This window comes from Bacillus sp. JKS001846 (assembly GCF_900176455.1).
GTDB classification, from domain to species: Bacteria; Bacillota; Bacilli; order Bacillales; family Bacillaceae_G; genus Bacillus_A; species Bacillus_A cereus.
This window is the reverse complement of the sequence record NZ_FWYG01000001.1, coordinates 4,419,170-4,437,224: the sequence shown is the minus strand read 5'-3', so window position 1 is coordinate 4,437,224 and position 18,055 is coordinate 4,419,170. Positions and strand designations below refer to the sequence as shown.

Sequence of the window (18,055 nt, the reverse complement as noted above, 5' to 3'; positions counted from 1 at the left end):
TTAGTTGTTCCCCTTTCCAAGACGGAATGTTTCGTGTACAGTCCATGTTCCATTTTCTAATTGATATAGAAGATGGAAACGATCAATTGGTTGTTCGTAATAGAAATCTTTCATACGTAATCGGCCCAACACATCAGCATGCTCTGCATCTGATAAGCCTTGTCCGATTGTTAAATGAGGTACGAAAGCATATTCGCGTTCTTGCGTGAATAACCCGCTATGCATTTCTTCATTTAAGAAAGTAAGTTCAGGTGTTTTTTCTACTTTAAAGTAAAGGACGTTATTAACAGGTGCGAATGAACCAACTTTCCCAACATGAAGGGTGAAAGGGTTCGTTTTACTTGCGATTGTATGTAACTCGTTTACAATCGACTCTAATTGTTCATCTTGCGCCTCAAAGGGTGTTTTCAATGTAATATGTGGCGGAACTAATGCGTAGTGCGGGTCATAACGTTTACGCAATCCGTTCGCTTTATCTTGAATCATTTTAGATGGAAAAATTACAATGCCTAATTTCATGTTCCAATTCCTCCCTTTGTAAGTCTAGTTAGATTTTGAGATAAATAAATCTCTTTATCTATTATATCAAATTATTCTGAATACTGCTCTCTATTATTTCATTGATAGAATATGAGAGAAGGCTTTCGGTAAATCAGTCTGCCAATATTTCCAAGTATGATTGCCTTCAAATTCCTCATAATGCGTGATGAAGTTTCTATCTGTAAGAAGTGTATTTAACTCACGGTTCGGCCCTACGAAATCAGATACTTGTCCATCAGTACGCTTTACAGCCGTTTCTTCTGTACCGATGACGTGATACAGTTCTAACGCCTGTGGATCTTTGAATTCTTTTGCTAAGTTCATCACTGTCTCATCCACAAATGGTGATTGCATAACGACTTTACCGAATGTATGCGGATACATAAGTGCAGTCATAAAGGAAACTGTTCCGCCAAGAGAATCACCAATTAAAACACGACCTTTTCCCATTTGGTACGTTGGATAATTTTCATCAATATATGGTGCAAGTTCATGAGCAAGGAAACGAATATATGCAGCATTTTTTACTTCATTTGGGAAATATTTTTCTTTACGATCATGTACATTTTTATATGGAATACCGACAATAATTGTACGGTCAATTTCTTCGGTTTCACGAAGGCGCTCAATTACACGGTGCGCTTTACCAAGCTGAAAATAATCTCTACCATCTTGTGCAATTACAACTGTATGTTTGTGCAGTGGTGTGTAATTTACTGGTAAATAAACGAGAAGTGTAACATCTTCTTGAAGTGATGCGCTATAAAATGAAATTTCTTCAATTCTCCCTATTGTTTGACTCATGTAGATCCCCCTAAATAAAAATTTACTGTAACGATTGTAAGAGCGACGCTTGTAGTGAAAAGGAAAGAAATATTCACTAATTGGTGCCTTAATTTCTATTTTACCATAATGGTACGAAGAATCTAAAAAATTAGTATTTAAGTTGCGAAAGAAAACGGATATAATGAAGTGGGATTTTTGACAGGTGAGAGGGGAGACAGGATTTGAAACAAGAAAAATCAATCGCACTACCATTAGCAATTTCTATAATTGCCATTTCCTTTGCAGCAGTTTTTGTAAAGATGTCCTCAGCACCATCTTCAATATTAAGTATGTACCGCTTATGGATTATCGTACTTATTATGCTGCCTATCGTATGGAAAAAAAGAGAGGAATTTAATAGGATTCAAATGAAAGATTGGGGCTTTTTAATTGGATCTGGTTTCTTTTTAGCACTGCATTTTCTTTTATGGTTTGAATCTTTAAAGCATACAACAGTTGCTAGTTCAACAATTATTTTGGCACTTCAACCAATCGTATCTTTAGTTGGAGGTTTTTTTCTATTTAAAGAAAGAACAACATATTCAGCCATTGCAACGATGGGAATCGCTATTTTAGGAGTAATGTGCATTGGTTGGGGAGATTTAGGTTTAAGTAAGCAAGCAATTTATGGTGACATATTATCCTTTCTAAGTGTAATAGCGGTTGTCGGTTATTTATTTATCGGGCAAACGACAGTGAAGAAAGTATCGCACTGGATTTATAGCTTTACAGTCTTTGCGTTCGCAGGTCTTTTTATGGGGATTTATAATGTTATATTACAAGTACCCTTTACAGGTTATACGAAGTGGGATTGGACTGTTTTTCTTTTACTTGCGGTTGTGCCGACAGTGTCACATGTAATTAATAACTGGCTATTAAATTATGTAAATGCAACGACAATTTCAATGAGTATTTTAGGAGAACCTGTTGGAGCATCTATACTTGCGTTCTTCTTACTTGGAGAAAAATTAAATGCAATGCAAATGATCGGTAGCATGCTCGTATTGTTTGGTGTATCTGTTTTCTTAATGCAGCAACAAAAGCGAACAGCAAAAAATGTCGTAAATGAGCCAGTGTATACACAGGAATTATAGTGTTAGGGGAGAAAAGAGAAGTTATGATACTTCTCTTTTTGTTTTATAGAAATGCGGGCGTAGAAGGGGGAGGAAAATGGAAGAGATATTAAAGAAGTATATGAATAGATTTACAACACTAAGTGAAGAAGAGCAGCAAATGATCCTCAGGGAATTACAAATTGAAGAATATAAAAAAGGAACAGTGCTCCTAAGACAAGGAAATGTTCCGTTAAAATGTTATTTTGTATTAAAAGGATGCGTTAGGCAACATAGTATAGATGAAGCAGGGAAAGAAGTTACATCAAATTTTTATACAGAAGAACAGGCAATTTCGAATTTCAACCATCATAAACAAGATAAATCTTCATCATATACGTTAACGTGTTTAGAAGATTGTACTGTAGTTGTTGGTGATCTACATAGTGAAAAGGACATGTATAATAAGTATTCACAATTAGAAGAAATGACGCGTAAAATGATCGAGTACAATTTCGGTGAAGTACAAGATGAACTTGCTGTATTTATCTCATCGACACCAGAAGAGCGATATAAAACATTGTTACGAAAACGCCCGTATTTAATTCATCGCGTTCCACAATATCAGCTAGCAAGCTATCTTGGCATGACACCAGAATCATTAAGTAGAATTAAGAAACGGCTTAATTAGAGTGTTTACCACCTTTCAATAGTAGCCATATCGCAAGTCCTAATTCACCTGCAATTATAGGTAATTGGAATAGTGATTGTATGAGTGAAATCATTGTATCGTATTGTGTAAACATTGTATTCATGACGTGAATTAGCATATAACCGGTAGCAGCAATGAACAGCAGTATACTAATAAACTTTGGTATCTGTTTAGAGAGAAAAGCTACATAGCCTAAAACGAAAAGATGCAATCCAAAAATGATCAATCCTACAGACCAAATGTATTCGAATGCACTGAGAAACAACATTGTATATGTTTCTGGATTTGCAATTGTATTTTTTGAAAGCAATAATGCCAATATTAGATTGAATATAGCAATCCCAAGTATAGCTGTATACATAAGACGAAGCAAAGCGGCTAGTAATGAGAGGCTAGTATGAATTGGTTTTAGAAAGAAATAAAGAGCCCACGCAGCGACAATATCAGTGATAAAAATGATAATCCACCCAAAAACTTCCGCTTTGAAAAGTGAATTTGAAGTTTGGATATTATGGAATGTTGTACTCGCATCTCCTTGTATAACGAGGTTTCCATGAACAAAACCGTAAGAGAAAAATGCAATGAATGCCATAACAAGAAGAGATGTGCTAGCAAATAAGGCGTACTTTCGTTCAGTCATAATATGTCCTCCTTTTCTAATATTGTTTTCATTGTAATAGGGAAGAGAAGGAGATTCATTGACTTAAATCAAGACGGGGAAAGTTTAGTAGAATTTCCATCAAAAAAAATGTATGGTTATATCCAATTTTTTATTAACCTTGTAAAAAGTAAAAACTCAAATATTGAAATCAAGTAAAAGAGTGGCTACGAAGCCACTCTTTTACTTTGGATTTGTCATATAAGGTTGTACATGAATGACACATAGGTCACGAAATTTGCCTTCAGCAGTTGTGACAATTACGACTGCTTTACCTGCACTTTTTCCAGTAATCGTCACGGTGTCACCTTTTGGATATATGGTGATGATATCAGAATTCATATTTGACCAAATAAGCTCTTTATTCGTTGCTTGTATTGGTAAAATGGAAGCTGATAACACAATGTTTTGTCCCGTTTTTATTTTTAATTTATGTTTTTCCATATGAACACCGATGACTGAAATAACAGAAGGAGCAATTGAAATTTTAGGCGGGTTAGGTTGCATGTTTAAACAAGACGCAGAAGTATTTGTGATAGGTGAAAATTTTCGTGTTTGTTGTTGCTGGAAAGCTGCTAACATGTTGGAGTCCCCTTTCTGTATAAGTGCTGATACTCATACTATAAAGGAGTAGTGTTATGTTAAATTTAACGAAACATAAAGAATTTGTTAAATTTGATAAAAAGATTGTCGAACTGTAAAAAATCTCTGCTGTTATGATAACAGCAGAGATTTTTTTATAAATTATGACGATGTTGTTTTTCGAAATCCTCAAATTGCTCTTTAACTTCTTTTGAAGGTTGTGTTAGTAAACTAACAATTACGATGGCTAGTAAACTAATAGCGAAACCTGGAATCATTTCATATAAGAAATCTTTTAAGAATTTGAATTGAGTCCATATAATAACAGTAACGGCACCAGAAATCATACCGGCAAGTGCGCCCCACTTCGTCATACGTTTCCAATATAAGCTTAATAAAATAGCAGGTCCGAATGAAGAACCAAATCCAGCCCAAGCGTATCCAACAAGAGCTAAAATCGTATCATTTTGTTTAAACGCTAATGCGCACCCAACTAATGCAATAACAAGTACAGCCATACGACCGACAAATACAAGTTCTTTATCAGATGCAGAACGTTTGAAGAATGTACGATATAAATCTTCAGTTACAGCACTAGAAGTAACGAGTAGCTGTGATGAAATTGTACTCATAATCGCTGCTAGAATGGCTGCTAATAAAAATCCAGTAATAAGTGGATGGAATAAAATTTTCCCAAGTTCAAGGAAAATTGTCTCTGGATTAGATAATGTCAACTCTTGTTGTGAATAGTAAGCAATACCAATAAGACCAGTAAACATAGCTCCAACAACAGAGAAAATCATCCAGCTCATACCAATTCTTCGTGCACTTTTAAGTTCTTTTACAGAAGAAATTGCCATAAAGCGTACGATAATATGAGGTTGTCCGACATAACCAAGGCCCCATGCGAATAGAGAAATCATTCCTAAAGTAGAGGCACCTTTAAAAATATCTAGACGTGTTGGATCTACAGATCGAATTGTATCAAATGCAGGTCCAAGTCCGTTCGAATTCATAATTGTTACGATAGGAACAAGAATAAGAGCGACTACCATAATGATTCCTTGCACGAAGTCTGTCCAACTTACTGCTAAGAACCCACCAAATAATGTGTAAGCTACAACAACGCCTGCAACAATGAATAATCCAACGTGGTAGTTCATACCAAATGAATTTTCAAATAATACAGCGCCTGAAACTAATCCTGAAGCTACATAGAAAGTAAAGAAAATCATAATAACAAGTCCAGATACTAAACGTAGCATATGAGATTTGTCGTGGAAACGGTGTTCCAAAAATTCTGGAATAGTAATAGAGTTATTTGCAATTTCTGAGTAGGTACGTAAGCGAGGAGCAACATAAAGCCAGTTTGCGTATGCGCCTAGTGTTAGGCCGATCGCAATCCAACTACTACTTAATCCAACGCTAAACATTGCACCTGGTAATCCCATTAAAAGCCAACCACTCATATCGGATGCTCCAGCACTTAATGCCGTTACTGCGGGGCCTAGTGTACGCCCGCCAAGCATATAATCTGTTAAGTTGGACGTTCGTTTATAGGCGAAATAGCCGATTACTAACATCCCGAGCATGTAAATAGAGATTGAAGTTAAAGTTAACATCTGCGTACTCATGAAGTTCCCCTTCCTTTTGTCATGTCTTTTGATGCGTTATGCATATTTATCCCGCATAAACGGGCAGTAAAACTCCCACCTTAAAATTGGCTGGGCAAGGAAGTTAGGTGCGAGAGCAACTGCCCGTAAATGCCCGATTGATTTAACTAATAATCAGTGGGATGAACAAACCCCTACTGATTAAAGTTTCACTTTATAATCTATCATGATTATTCTGAAAAATCCATATAGAAATACGAATTTTCAGAAATGTAAGCGTTTTTTGATGTCATTTTACTTTTTTAATATATAATATTCATACAAAAAACCTTATTTTTAATAGAGTATTTATTATATTTACATAAAAAGAGGTTGTTTTGTCAATATAATATTGAAAGGAAAGAAAAATAAAATTTTTGAAAAAGTATTGACTTGTGAAAAAAGTCAGGTCTATAATGAGTGCAACTTAAAAAAATGCAAGCGTTGATGAAGAAGAGTACACATGATGAACATGTCAGAGAGCTGATGGTTGGTGCGAATCAGTATGGAATTGATGTGGAATGGGCTTCGGAGCTTCCAAACCGAAACGAAAGAAGTAGGCTTTGGCGACATGATCTCATCGATACAAGAGACACGTATTGTTTTTGATACGGTAAAGTGCGTTACATTTGTAACGAATTAAGGTGGCACCACGGGAGTACCCGTCCTTTCTATAGGATGAGTACTCCCTTTTTGTGTATAAAAAATTAAATAAATGAAATCGTTTAAGTAAGAAGAGTACGTATATTGGAGACGTTACAGAGAGCCGGGAATAGGTGGGAGCCCGGTACGGTGCCGTATACGGAATGGGCTTACGAGAGGTATGCTGAACAATTATTTTCAGTAGGCAACCCGGGTTCCGCCGTTACAAGGATAAGGTATAAAATTTGTACCTGAACAAAGCGGGATGCTTTTGCATCCAACACGAGGTGGTACCGCGGTATATTTATCGTCCTCTACATATTTTCGATATGTAGAGGACTTTTTTATTTTTCAGGGTGAGGTGAAGGACATGATGACGAAAGAAGAATTTATAAAACAAAAAAGAGAGAGAAAGACATTTTTAGTAATCACTGAAGAAGAAGGAGATAGCATTACGCCAATTTCTTTATATAGACGTATGAAAGGGAAGAAGAAATTCTTATTAGAAAGTTCACAGCTTCATCAAGATAAAGGGCGTTATTCTTACTTAGGATGTAATCCTTATGGAGAAGTGAAAAGCGTTGGTACGGAAGTGGAACGAACGATTTACGGCCGGGCAGAAAAGTTACAAGGTAACGTACTGCAAGTGTTAGAAGAAGTAATCGTACCATCACAAGTAGACAGTCCATTTCCATTTTGCGGAGGAGCAGTTGGTTATATTGGATATGATGTCATTCGGCAGTATGAAAACATTGGAGCGGATTTACACGACCCATTAAATATTCCGGAAGTACACCTTTTACTATATCGTGAGTTTATCGTTTACGATCATTTACGCCAAAAGTTGTCGTTTGTATATGTATGCAAGCAAGATGATTCAGCAGATTATGAGGAAGTATACGAAAGGCTACGAGTATACAAAGAGGAAGTGCTACAAGGAGAAGAAGCTGAAGTAAATGCAATACAATCCACATTATCATTTACTTCTTCTATAACGGAAAAAGAGTTTTGTGAGATGGTAGAAATTGCGAAAGAATATATAAGAGCAGGAGACATATTCCAAGTCGTATTATCACAGCGTTTACAAAGTGAATGTATTGGGGATCCATTCGGGTTATACCGAAAACTTCGAATTGCAAATCCATCACCATATATGTTCTATATCGATTTTCAAGATTATGTTGTACTCGGTTCTTCGCCGGAAAGTTTACTATCAGTAAGGGAGGATAAAGTGATGACGAATCCAATTGCTGGTACAAGGCCGAGGGGGAAAACGAAGAGGGAAGATGAGGAAATCGCAAAAGAACTGTTAGGCAATGAGAAAGAGCGAGCAGAGCATATGATGCTTGTAGATCTTGGGCGAAACGATATTGGTAGAGTGAGCGAAATCGGCTCGGTTACGATAGATAAATATATGAAAGTAGAAAAATACTCTCACGTTATGCACATTGTATCTGAAGTTTACGGAACATTGCGAAAACAAATGGGCGGATTTGATGCGTTAGCGTATTGCTTACCAGCAGGGACGGTTTCTGGAGCTCCGAAAATTAGAGCGATGGAAATTATAAATGAACTAGAGAATGAAAAAAGAAATGTATACGCTGGTGCAGTTGGATACGTTAGTTTTTCAGGAAATCTTGATATGGCGCTCGCCATTCGAACGATGGTCGTAAAGGATGAAAAAGCATACGTTCAGGCAGGAGCAGGAGTCGTTTACGATTCAGATCCAGTAGCTGAATATGAAGAAACATTAAATAAAGCGAGAGCGCTTTTGGAGGTAATGAAATGATTGTACTTATTGATAATTACGATTCGTTCACATATAACTTGTATCAACTGTTAGGCGAACATGAAGAAGAAATTGTAGTTGTAAGAAATGATGAAATAACGATAGAACAGTTAGAAGAGATGAATCCAAGAGGAATTGTACTTTCACCAGGACCAGGAAAACCAGAGGATGCTGGCATTTGTATCGACGTCATCCGTCATTTTTATAAGAACGTTCCCATATTAGGGATTTGTCTTGGCCACCAAGCGATCATATCTGCATTTGGAGGAGACATTGTTAGAGCAGAGCGTATTAAACACGGAAAAACATCGCGTGTGAAACATAACGGAACGTCAATCTTTTCATATGTTACACAGCCCCTAACGGCGATGCGCTATCATTCCCTTGTTGCAGAGCAAACGAGCTTGCCAAAGTGCTTTGACATATTAGCGACAGCGATGGACGACGGAGAAATAATGGCAGTCCGTCACAATTATTATCCGCTCTTCGGATTACAGTTTCATCCGGAATCAATCGCAACAGAAGAAGGCGGAAAGTTAATCCGTGCCTTTTTAACAGAAGTAAAAGAGGAGGAAAGAGTATGAACAACTATCTTCGTAAATTAGTGGAGGGTCAACATTTAACAGAAGAGGAAATGTATAAAGCAGGACTACTTTTATTAAGTGAAAACATATTAGAAAGTGAAATTGCAGCTTTCTTAGTCTTACTGAAAGCGAAAGGTGAAACTGCAGAAGAAATATACGGTCTCGTTCGAGCTCTTCGCGAAAAGGCATTGCCGTTTTCGAACCATATACAAGGAGCAATGGACAATTGCGGGACGGGTGGTGATGGTGCTCAAACGTTTAATATTAGCACAACATCAGCATTCGTACTGGCAGGAGCAGGTGTAAAGGTTGCAAAACATGGTAATCGTGCTGTTTCTAGTAAAACAGGAAGTGCAGACTTATTAGAAGAACTAGGTGTAAATATTAGTAGTACGCCAAACGAAATTGATTATTTACTAGAGCATGTAGGTATTGCATTTTTATTTGCACCAGCGATGCATCCAGCACTAAGGCGCATTATGAAAATAAGAAAAGAGTTAAACGTGCCGACGATCTTTAACTTAATTGGCCCTTTAACAAATCCAGTGAATTTAGAAACACAATTTGTCGGTATTTATAAACGAGATATGTTATTACCAGTTGCACAAGTATTACAAAAGTTAGGCCGGAAACAAGCGCTTGTCGTAAATGGAAGTGGTTTTTTAGATGAAGCGTCATTACAAGGGGAAAATCACGTAGTCCTTTTAAAAGATAATGAAATAGTAGAAAAGAGTATTAATCCAGAAAAGTATGGTTTTTCAAGAGTGAAAAATGAAGAAATTAGAGGGGGGAATTCAAAAGAAAATGCAAAGATTACGCTTGAAGTATTGAGCGGAGAAAAGAGTGTTTATCGTGATACAGTTTTATTAAATGCAGGTCTAGCTCTTTTCGCAAATGGAAAAACGGAAACGATTGAAGAAGGAATTAAACTCGCGGCACATAGCATTGACTCTGGAAAAGCATTAGCCAAATTAAACTTATTAATTGTAGCAAGCAACGAAAAATTAGAAAGGGTGAACTAAAGTGGGGACGATTTTAGATAAAATTGTAGAACAGAAGAAAAAGGAAGTTGCGGAGTTATATGAAATATATACACCAGTAAAAACAAAAAGAAAGACACATTCACTTGTAGAAGCGTTACAGCAGTTTACTGTCATTGCAGAAGTAAAGCGAGCATCACCATCAAAAGGAGATATCAATTTACACGTTGACGTACGAAAACAAGTGGGAACATATGAGAAATGTGGTGCAGGAGCAGTATCTGTTTTAACAGATGGTCAATTTTTTAAAGGATCGTTTCACGATTTACAAACAGCAAGAGAAGAAAGTAACATTCCGCTTTTATGTAAAGATTTCATAATCGATAAGATTCAAATCGATAGAGCGTATGAAGCGGGAGCAGATATTATTTTACTAATCGTAGCAGCGTTAACGAAAGAGAAGTTAAAAGAGTTGTATAGCTACGTGTTAGAAAAAGGATTGGAAGCGATTGTTGAAGTTCATAATGAACAGGAATTAGAAACTGCGATTGTATTAAATCCGCACGTTATTGGTATTAATAACCGTAATTTAAAAACGTTCGAAGTAGATTTAAGCCAAACTGAAAAGCTTGGAAAAAGATTGAATGAGGAGAAATTACTTTGGATTAGTGAAAGCGGGATTCATTCAAAAGAAGATATTATTCGTGTTAAAAAAGCAGGAGCAAAAGGTGTATTAATTGGAGAGGCACTTATGACATCATCTTCTATTAGTAACTTTTTTGAAGACTGTAAGGTGAATATATGAAAGTGAAAATTTGCGGCATCACTGATATGGAAACAGCAAAACGTGCTTGCGAATACGGCGCAGATGCACTCGGATTTGTTTTTGCAGAAAGTAAGCGGAAAATCACTCCAAAGAGAGCGGAAGAAATCATTCAGGAGCTTCCAGCCAACGTGTTAAAAATCGGTGTTTTCGTAAATGAATCAGTAGAAGTGATCCAGAAAATTGCAGATGAGTGCGGGTTAACACATGTACAACTACATGGAGATGAAGATAATTATCAAATTAGAAGATTGAATATTCCGTCTATAAAATCACTAGGAGTAACTTCAGAAAGTGATATGAAAAATGCTCAAACATATGAAACGGATTATATATTGTTTGATAGCCCGAAAGAAAAGTTTCACGGAGGAAATGGGAAGACATTTTCATGGGAACTACTTGTGCATATGCCAGAAGAGTTGCGAGAGAAAACGATATTAGCTGGTGGATTAAACGCTCTTAATATAGAAGAAGCGATTCGAACTATTCAGCCATACATGGTCGATGTAAGTAGCGGAGTAGAGACAGAAGGAAAGAAAGATCTAAAGAAAATAAAACAATTTATTAAACAAGCGAAGGAGTGTTCCAAATGAATTACGCATATCCAGATGAAAAAGGTCACTACGGTATATATGGAGGACGATACGTTCCAGAAACGTTAATGCAATCTGTATTAGAACTAGAAGAAGCATATAAAGAAGCGATGCAAGATGAAGCGTTTCAAAAGGAATTAAATCATTATTTAAAAACGTACGTTGGAAGAGAAACACCGCTTTATTTCGCTGAAAATATGACGAAGTATTGCGGTGGTGCAAAGATTTATTTAAAACGTGAAGATTTGAACCATACAGGAGCTCATAAAATTAACAATACAATCGGTCAGGCACTACTTGCAGTACGAATGGGCAAGAAAAAAGTTGTCGCTGAAACAGGGGCTGGACAACACGGAGTGGCAACCGCTACTGTATGTGCCCTACTCGGATTAGAATGTGTCATCTTTATGGGAGAAGAAGATGTGAGACGTCAAAAATTAAATGTGTTCCGAATGGAATTACTCGGAGCGAAAGTAGAAAGTGTAGCGGCAGGTAGCGGCACATTAAAAGATGCGGTAAATGAGGCGCTTCGTTACTGGGTTGCACACGTGCACGATACGCACTACATTATGGGATCTGTTCTCGGACCACATCCATTCCCGCAAATTGTCCGTGATTTCCAAAGTGTAATTGGAAATGAAACGAAAAAACAATATGAGGAGTTAGAAGGAAAGTTACCAGAAGCAGTCGTTGCTTGTATTGGCGGTGGTAGTAATGCGATGGGTATGTTTTATCCATTCGTACACGATGAAGAAGTTGCTCTTTACGGCGTAGAAGCAGCAGGGAAAGGCGTTCATACAGAACAGCACGCAGCTACTTTAACGAAAGGAAGCGTTGGGGTTTTACACGGATCGATGATGTACCTTCTGCAAAATGAAGAAGGACAAATTCAAGAAGCTCATTCTATTTCAGCAGGGCTCGATTACCCGGGGGTTGGGCCAGAACATAGCTTACTAAAAGATATTGGCCGTGTTTCTTATCATTCGATTACAGATGATGAAGCGTTAGAAGCATTTCAATTATTAACGAAAAAAGAAGGGATTATTCCGGCTTTAGAAAGCTCACATGCTGTCGCATACGCTTTAAAATTAGCGCCGCAAATGAAGAAAGACGAAGGGCTTGTCATTTGTTTATCTGGCCGCGGAGATAAAGATGTAGAGAGTATAAAACGTTATATGGAAGAGGTGTAAAAAATGGGAGTAGAAAAAATTAAAGCAGCGTTTGAAAATGGTAAGAAAGCATTTATTCCGTACGTAATGGGCGGAGATGGTGGCTTTGAAAAATTAAAAGAAAGAATTCGTTTTTTAGATGAAGCAGGAGCGAGCATCGTTGAAATCGGCATTCCTTTTTCGGATCCAGTCGCAGACGGTCCAACGATTCAAAGAGCAGGGAAACGAGCGCTAGATAGCGGTGTAACAGTAAAAGGTATTTTTCAAGCATTAATAGAGGTAAGGAAAGAAGTGCAAATTCCGTTTGTACTCATGACATATTTAAATCCAGTACTTGCATTCGGAAAAGAACGATTCATCGAAAACTGTATAGAAGCAGGTGTAGACGGCATCATCGTTCCAGACTTACCGTATGAAGAACAAAATATTATTGCGTCGTTACTTCGAGAGGCAAACATTGCGCTCATTCCACTCGTTACCGTAACGAGTCCTATTGAAAGAATTGAAAAAATTACGAGTGAATCAGAAGGGTTCGTTTATGCTGTTACAGTAGCGGGCGTAACGGGAGTACGTCAAAACTTTAAAGAGGAGATTCATAGTTACTTAGAAAAAGTAAAATCACACGTCAACTTACCAGTAGTCGCTGGATTTGGCATCTCAACAAAAGAACATGTAGAAGAAATGGTTACAATATGCGACGGAGTTGTCGTTGGAAGTAAGATCATTGAGCTTTTAGAAAATGAAAAGCAAGAAGAAATATGTGAATTAATATATGCAACAAAACAAAAAGAAGAGGCGTAGTCTCTTCTTTTTGTTTTGCGTAATAAATGTTAAAATATACAGAAAATACATATAATTTAGAGGGTGAGAAGGCATGCTAAGACGTAAACTACTATATCTATTTTTAACTGTACCGCTATACGCTTGGCTCATTAGCATGACGAAAATAGAGTTAATGGCTCTATTTTTAGGGTATGTATTCATCTTTTCCAACTTAAATCGCATTCAAGAACAGTCTATTTTAGAAATATGTCTATTTTCGATTAGTATAGAATTATTTAGTATCGTTTCGATTGTATTATTAAACGAATTATTTCTACGGATTCATTCATTTACATTAATGAAATTTTGGAATATTATATTGCAAGCAATATGTACTTACATTGTGTTTGTTGTGTTGAAAGAAATAGTCGGAAAGCAGACCGTTTTTCAGGATAATAGAAAATGGGAGTGAATGAAAAGGAGCCGTTTGGTTCCTTTTTTGAATCTGTTGTAAAAACAATTGAAAATTATAGTATCTGTTATATAATAGTTAAAAATTGTATTTTAAACGAAATGAGATGATAACATGGCCATATTGTTGGCACTTATCCCAATTATGATGATTTTCATTTGTTTATTTTTATTTAAACAAACGTCATTAAGGTCCTCGTTAATTTCTTATGCTGTGTCTGTTGGAATCGTTTTACTCTCGCCAATGTTTCAATTAGGGATAAGTGAAACTGTGCACGCAACGATTAAAGGATGGTTAATTTGTTTTATTGTCGGGTACGTTTTATTTTTCGGTATTTTTTTATTTCACCTCATGAACAAAATGGGGTACATCGATCAAGTAGCACGTTTTCTAGAAGCAGTTACTCAGGATCGCTTATTACAAATGCTGCTTATGTGTTTTGGCATTTGCCCGCTTATTGAATCAGTAAGTGGATTCGGTATTGGCTTCATGGTTGCAGCACCTATTTTTCTTTCACTAGGATATAAACCATTTCAAGCTGTACTACTCTCATTCATCGGCTTACTAGCTAGTTCATGGGGCGCAATGGCAACTGGTACGATTATCGGTTCGCAGCTAATAAATATGCCTCTTACAACACTTGGCACAAATACAGCGCTATTAAGTATTCCGATGTTTGCTTACTTCGTTATTCTTTCTTTACACGTTGTTGGCGGCTGGCAAGCGGTTATAGAAAAGTGGAAAGAAGGAGTAGGGTTCTTTCTATTATTTTCTCTCGGAATCTATCTTTCTAATGCGTACGTAAGTGTTGAACTAGCCGGGATATTAAGTTCTATCGTTACGATTACCTTTGGCTTTCTTATCATTAAAGTAAAAGGAAAAAGTGGGCAAAATCTTATAACAGAACATGCGGCTGCAACGGAGAGAGAAGTATCCATTATAAAAATTATTAGCCCTTATATATTTCTAACAGTTTGTATTTTACTTTCTCGCCTCGTTCCAGCATTACATGATTTGTTCAGATCATATGCGGTTCTTGATTTGAAATCATACTCTTACAAATTAGAGTTACTATATTCACCAGGATTTTGGCTCGGTATGACTTGCTTATTTACTATTATTTTCTTCCGCATCCCGTCTAATATTATTAAACAATCACTCTCACAAACGATTAAACAATGGATTCCATTTGCTATTACGACGACAATGTTTATCGCCATTTCAGAACTAATGGGTGCATCTGGCATGCATTCATTACTCGCAAAGACAGCTGGTGAAACATTTGGAACCTTTTTCGTTTTCGTTGCTCCGTTTATTGGCGCTATTGGTGGATTTTTAACAGGTAGTAACGTAGGATCAAATGCAATGTTTATAAAACTACAAATGCAAACCGCACAAAACGTAGCACTCCCGTGGCAATATGTCACAACACTTCAAAACACCGCATCATCAGTAGCGACAATTGCTTGTCCATCACGGATTACACTAGGTGCTTACTTATGTAATATCCCTTACCGTGAAAATGAACTATTAAAGAAGACGACGTTAATGATCTTTGGTGCGGTTTTGCTTGTAGTGGTAGAAGTTATTGTTTGGTATATGTTGAGAAATTAAAAATCCTCCTAACATAGGAGGATTTTTTTTATGAGTGGATAATGATTTAAATATGAATAGCTTCTACTAAATGAATAGGAGATGAAATGTATGCCCCTAAAAAACTACGGTGTGTTAAAAGGTACAGTTATACAATCAAAGATTGGAAAAGGGAAAACACCTCATTATCAAGTTCATTTACAGGGCGAGACAGGAGTAAATTATCGTATTGCAATTAACGTGAAATCGCAAAGTTATCCGTCAGAAGTTTTATATTTTGCGAGTAACAATATTAGGTCAGAGGCGATTCATATTTTACCGACATTACCATTCGGTTTTACAGAAATAAAAAACAATGAACCGAAAGTAGCTTTAGATTATGTAAGAGGAAATCTATTTGACTCAAAACAAATGATTCCTTTACCTACCGAAAAAGCAGGAGCAGATAATGATTTAAATGAAAAAATAGAACGTTATATAAAACGAGCGATAGAAGAAAAAGCAATTATTTACGCATTTGGCGAAAGATGGGGACCAGAAGAAAATACACCAGATTCCTATTTTCATTTCAAACCAGGAAACGGTATACATGATATTCACATGAATCAAGGGAATGTAGAAAAATGGCAAGGTGATGATGGCATATGGCAAGACGGAGGAATACTCATTCACTTCGAGAAGGAAGAAGAATGGATTGGTATCTTTCTTGCATTCCAATCACAGTCATGGTGTACCGATGAAGAAGGGCATGCTCGTGTGCCTGTTGAGCATTGTGATTATAAGGGGAATAATTAATAAGAAGAGGGCGTTTAAAAAGAACGCCCTCTTCTTATTTTATAAAACGAAAAACTAACAAGTGTAGAAATACAAGAGAAAAGCAGTGCTACACTAGAAAACGCAATGAGATACATATTATATTTCATAACCTGTCCAATTAGCTGGTTACTGTCGTATTGAAACAGTCCCGGGATGATGTTGAATAAAAATAAAACGATAAACATGACGATAACACCGTCTATTGATCCTTTAATGTCTGGTTTACTTAAAGCGATATGTGCGGAAATGCAAATGGAGATAAATAAAAATAACCAAAAGGAAGGATTCAATAAATTGCCGATTGTAAATAAGCTTTTCAATAATACAAACGTCGACAAGAGCATGTTTTGGATCATTTCTACATTAATAGAAGTAGAAGTAATCGTTTTTTCGAGAGTTGTATTAAATAAAAAATATGATTCTGGTACGAAATAGCGCATTAAAAGGATTAGTGCAGTAATACCAGAAATAATAGGCCCAATGCCGATGAAGAAATTCCCAATCCGTTGATACACACTTTTTTGATTGTATTGATGTTGTACGTAACCTAAAGCCCCTTGACTTGTATCTGTCGGGAAGAACTGCGTTGCTACAATCTTATGACGGAACAGCACGCACATAATGGCATGTCCAAGTTCGTGAATAGGAACACCGATCCAAGCCGTTAATAGGAATCCTTTTCGTCCAAAAGCTCTCGACCAATACATCCGTGTGAGAGATTCTAAATAGCCTAATAGAAATCCAATTACAATGATAACGCCAATTAAAGATAATAATTGGCGTTATCATTGTAAGGAGTATTTGAAAAATTGAGTTTACCAATTCCATTTTCTTTCATCCAATCTGTTAAAAATATTATTTATTCTGTTTCATAATAGCATTTTTTTTCAAGATTACTAGCACATATATTTTCTTTCGGAAGAAGGATTTCAGAATCTTTTTCTTGTAGTCATGTTTTATGTACAAATTCATATATTGAATTTGTAACACCCTATACGGTATATCCTTAAGGAGGGATAAGAGAATGAAATGTCCGTCATGTCATACAGAAAATGCAGCGGAGGCAAAATTTTGCGGGAATTGTGGACATTCGTTAACGGAAGAAGTAGTGGCAAGTAGTGGCCAAGAAGAAGGGCCGGAACAAGCACGTGCGGCACAAGCAAAGGAAGCTCGGCAAAATGAAACGGTAGAGCAAGCGAAGCGGTTTGCGAGCGGCTATTTTCAATTTTTTAAACATGCATTACAAGCACCGACAGCGATTATGCAAAGCGGCGCTATTGAAGTACGAAATGGAATTGTAAGTCTTGTTCTTATTTGTTTTTTAGGAGCATGTATTTTTTATAGAATGATGAGTGCAGCATCAGCAGTTACGAGAACATTTGCACCAGATATATCTACTCCCACGTTTTTTGTAGAATCTATAACGGTCTTTTTCTTTTTATTAATTTTAACTTTATTTGTCGGATTTATTATTTTTGTAAGTGGTAAGATGATGAAATCATCTTTTTCGTTTCTTGAAGTATTCGGTATATGGGGAACGATAGCGACGCCGGCTATTGTCATATTAGTCCTTTCTTTTCTTTTTAGTTTCTTATTAATCTTTTTCTTACCGATATTATTATCCGTAGCTGCAACTTATATAGGGATTAGTATAACTGTAGCCGTATTAAAGCTAGACAATGGCGGATTAGATCTCGTTTACACACTTATTATTGCAAATGTTTTAATTGGAATTGCAACATTCATTGTACTTTGGTCTTACATTAGCACGATAATTCAAGCCTTAACACAGGGAATAACTGGCTTCTAAT

Annotated in this window: 18 protein-coding genes, 1 pseudogene and 2 other annotated features; of the genes and pseudogenes, 13 read left to right on the top strand and 6 right to left on the bottom strand. The window is 36.5% G+C overall.

All coding sequences use genetic code 11. The features are described from left to right. Both B9A45_RS23675 and B9A45_RS23670 read right to left on the bottom strand, forming a co-directional pair. Positions 1 to 519, bottom strand: coding sequence for a YjcG family protein (locus B9A45_RS23675; RefSeq protein ID WP_000765863.1), 519 nt, complete (start codon positions 517 to 519; stop codon positions 1 to 3). Positions 520 to 612: 93 nt separating this feature from the next. Further along, complete coding sequence (locus B9A45_RS23670) at positions 613 to 1,344, bottom strand: alpha/beta hydrolase (protein ID WP_000084013.1); 732 nt, start codon at positions 1,342 to 1,344, stop codon at positions 613 to 615. 203 nt (positions 1,345 to 1,547) lie between these two features. On the opposite strand from B9A45_RS23670, the gene B9A45_RS23665 reads away from it, so the two are divergent. Both B9A45_RS23665 and B9A45_RS23660 read left to right on the top strand, forming a co-directional pair. Beyond that, positions 1,548 to 2,459 carry a DMT family transporter gene (locus B9A45_RS23665; protein WP_000806941.1) on the top strand — a complete coding sequence of 304 codons (912 nt, stop codon included), beginning with the start codon at positions 1,548 to 1,550 and terminating at the stop codon, positions 2,457 to 2,459. Between the two features lie 76 nt (positions 2,460 to 2,535). Continuing rightward, complete coding sequence (locus tag B9A45_RS23660) at positions 2,536 to 3,108, top strand: Crp/Fnr family transcriptional regulator (protein WP_070757200.1); 573 nt, start codon at positions 2,536 to 2,538, stop codon at positions 3,106 to 3,108. Here the strand turns inward: B9A45_RS23660 and B9A45_RS23655 are convergent. The 3 genes from B9A45_RS23655 to putP form a co-directional block, all read right to left on the bottom strand. Next, positions 3,101 to 3,769, bottom strand: a complete 669-nt coding sequence (locus B9A45_RS23655; RefSeq protein WP_084065209.1) for a DUF4386 domain-containing protein — start codon at positions 3,767 to 3,769, stop codon at positions 3,101 to 3,103. The genes B9A45_RS23660 and B9A45_RS23655 overlap by 8 nt on opposite strands. A 201-nt stretch (positions 3,770 to 3,970) precedes the next feature. After that, complete coding sequence (locus tag B9A45_RS23650) at positions 3,971 to 4,369, bottom strand: Ig-like domain-containing protein (protein ID WP_000878734.1); 399 nt, start codon at positions 4,367 to 4,369, stop codon at positions 3,971 to 3,973. Between the two features lie 155 nt (positions 4,370 to 4,524). Further along, positions 4,525 to 6,003 carry a sodium/proline symporter PutP gene (gene putP / locus B9A45_RS23645; protein WP_000107212.1) on the bottom strand — a complete coding sequence of 493 codons (1,479 nt, stop codon included), beginning with the start codon at positions 6,001 to 6,003 and terminating at the stop codon, positions 4,525 to 4,527. A 453-nt stretch (positions 6,004 to 6,456) separates the two neighbouring features. Next, positions 6,457 to 6,694: a binding site (T-box leader), on the top strand. A gap of 42 nt (positions 6,695 to 6,736) precedes the next feature. Further along, positions 6,737 to 6,981: a binding site (T-box leader), on the top strand. A 52-nt stretch (positions 6,982 to 7,033) separates the two neighbouring features. On the opposite strand from putP, the gene trpE reads away from it, so the two are divergent. The 10 genes from trpE (at position 7,034) to B9A45_RS23590 (ending at position 16,223) form a co-directional block, all read left to right on the top strand. Beyond that, the gene (gene trpE / locus B9A45_RS23635) at positions 7,034 to 8,452 is read left to right on the top strand and encodes an anthranilate synthase component I (RefSeq protein ID WP_142263084.1); all 1,419 of its coding nucleotides are present in this window, start codon (positions 7,034 to 7,036) and stop codon (positions 8,450 to 8,452) included. After that, the gene (locus B9A45_RS23630; RefSeq protein WP_000636321.1) at positions 8,449 to 9,036 is read left to right on the top strand and encodes an aminodeoxychorismate/anthranilate synthase component II; all 588 of its coding nucleotides are present in this window, start codon (positions 8,449 to 8,451) and stop codon (positions 9,034 to 9,036) included. The genes trpE and B9A45_RS23630 overlap by 4 nt, the downstream gene beginning before the upstream one ends. Then, positions 9,033 to 10,058: an anthranilate phosphoribosyltransferase gene (gene trpD / locus B9A45_RS23625; protein ID WP_001067361.1), complete on the top strand. Its 1,026-nt coding sequence runs from the start codon at positions 9,033 to 9,035 to the stop codon at positions 10,056 to 10,058. The genes B9A45_RS23630 and trpD overlap by 4 nt, the downstream gene beginning before the upstream one ends. Before the next feature lies 1 nt (position 10,059). Next, positions 10,060 to 10,821 (top strand): indole-3-glycerol phosphate synthase TrpC, encoded by a 762-nt coding sequence (gene trpC / locus B9A45_RS23620; protein ID WP_000536700.1) that lies wholly within the window; start codon positions 10,060 to 10,062, stop codon positions 10,819 to 10,821. Next, positions 10,818 to 11,432 (top strand): phosphoribosylanthranilate isomerase, encoded by a 615-nt coding sequence (locus B9A45_RS23615; protein ID WP_000865122.1) that lies wholly within the window; start codon positions 10,818 to 10,820, stop codon positions 11,430 to 11,432. Before trpC ends, B9A45_RS23615 begins: the two co-directional genes overlap by 4 nt. Continuing rightward, the gene (gene trpB / locus B9A45_RS23610; protein ID WP_001105021.1) at positions 11,429 to 12,622 is read left to right on the top strand and encodes a tryptophan synthase subunit beta; all 1,194 of its coding nucleotides are present in this window, start codon (positions 11,429 to 11,431) and stop codon (positions 12,620 to 12,622) included. The genes B9A45_RS23615 and trpB overlap by 4 nt, the downstream gene beginning before the upstream one ends. 3 nt (positions 12,623 to 12,625) lie before the next feature. After that, positions 12,626 to 13,402 carry a tryptophan synthase subunit alpha gene (gene trpA / locus B9A45_RS23605; RefSeq protein ID WP_000537815.1) on the top strand — a complete coding sequence of 259 codons (777 nt, stop codon included), beginning with the start codon at positions 12,626 to 12,628 and terminating at the stop codon, positions 13,400 to 13,402. Positions 13,403 to 13,475: 73 nt separating this feature from the next. Next, complete coding sequence (locus B9A45_RS23600) at positions 13,476 to 13,835, top strand: DUF4029 domain-containing protein (protein WP_000946131.1); 360 nt, start codon at positions 13,476 to 13,478, stop codon at positions 13,833 to 13,835. Between the two features lie 114 nt (positions 13,836 to 13,949). Continuing rightward, a complete protein-coding gene (locus B9A45_RS23595; protein WP_084065207.1) occupies positions 13,950 to 15,449 on the top strand; it encodes an L-lactate permease in 1,500 nt (499 codons plus the stop codon). 90 nt (positions 15,450 to 15,539) lie between these two features. Beyond that, positions 15,540 to 16,223 (top strand): DUF2278 family protein, encoded by a 684-nt coding sequence (locus tag B9A45_RS23590; RefSeq protein ID WP_016109561.1) that lies wholly within the window; start codon positions 15,540 to 15,542, stop codon positions 16,221 to 16,223. Positions 16,224 to 16,237: 14 nt separating this feature from the next. On the opposite strand, the pseudogene B9A45_RS23585 reads toward B9A45_RS23590, so the two are convergent. Further along, a pseudogene (locus B9A45_RS23585) lies at positions 16,238 to 17,072 on the bottom strand (hypothetical protein). Between the two features lie 196 nt (positions 17,073 to 17,268). On the opposite strand from B9A45_RS23585, the gene B9A45_RS23580 reads away from it, so the two are divergent. After that, a complete protein-coding gene (locus B9A45_RS23580; protein WP_000650090.1) occupies positions 17,269 to 18,054 on the top strand; it encodes a zinc ribbon domain-containing protein in 786 nt (261 codons plus the stop codon). Position 18,055 lies beyond the last annotated feature (1 nt).

Bases quoted from the DNA above. Each gene is read 5' to 3' on its own strand.
- B9A45_RS23675 (WP_000765863.1), bottom strand. From the start codon at position 519: ATGAAATTAGGCATTGTAATTTTTCCATCTAAAATGATTCAAGATAAA.
- B9A45_RS23670 (WP_000084013.1), bottom strand. From the start codon at position 1,344: ATGAGTCAAACAATAGGGAGAATTGAAGAAATTTCATTTTATAGCGCA.
- B9A45_RS23660 (WP_070757200.1), top strand. From the start codon at position 2,536: ATGGAAGAGATATTAAAGAAGTATATGAATAGATTTACAACACTAAGT.
- B9A45_RS23655 (WP_084065209.1), bottom strand. From the start codon at position 3,769: ATGACTGAACGAAAGTACGCCTTATTTGCTAGCACATCTCTTCTTGTT.
- B9A45_RS23650 (WP_000878734.1), bottom strand. From the start codon at position 4,369: ATGTTAGCAGCTTTCCAGCAACAACAAACACGAAAATTTTCACCTATC.
- putP (WP_000107212.1), bottom strand. From the start codon at position 6,003: ATGAGTACGCAGATGTTAACTTTAACTTCAATCTCTATTTACATGCTC.
- trpE (WP_142263084.1), top strand. From the start codon at position 7,034: ATGATGACGAAAGAAGAATTTATAAAACAAAAAAGAGAGAGAAAGACA.
- B9A45_RS23630 (WP_000636321.1), top strand. From the start codon at position 8,449: ATGATTGTACTTATTGATAATTACGATTCGTTCACATATAACTTGTAT.
- trpD (WP_001067361.1), top strand. From the start codon at position 9,033: ATGAACAACTATCTTCGTAAATTAGTGGAGGGTCAACATTTAACAGAA.
- B9A45_RS23615 (WP_000865122.1), top strand. From the start codon at position 10,818: ATGAAAGTGAAAATTTGCGGCATCACTGATATGGAAACAGCAAAACGT.
- trpB (WP_001105021.1), top strand. From the start codon at position 11,429: ATGAATTACGCATATCCAGATGAAAAAGGTCACTACGGTATATATGGA.
- trpA (WP_000537815.1), top strand. From the start codon at position 12,626: ATGGGAGTAGAAAAAATTAAAGCAGCGTTTGAAAATGGTAAGAAAGCA.
- B9A45_RS23600 (WP_000946131.1), top strand. From the start codon at position 13,476: ATGCTAAGACGTAAACTACTATATCTATTTTTAACTGTACCGCTATAC.
- B9A45_RS23595 (WP_084065207.1), top strand. From the start codon at position 13,950: ATGGCCATATTGTTGGCACTTATCCCAATTATGATGATTTTCATTTGT.
- B9A45_RS23590 (WP_016109561.1), top strand. From the start codon at position 15,540: ATGCCCCTAAAAAACTACGGTGTGTTAAAAGGTACAGTTATACAATCA.
- B9A45_RS23580 (WP_000650090.1), top strand. From the start codon at position 17,269: ATGAAATGTCCGTCATGTCATACAGAAAATGCAGCGGAGGCAAAATTT.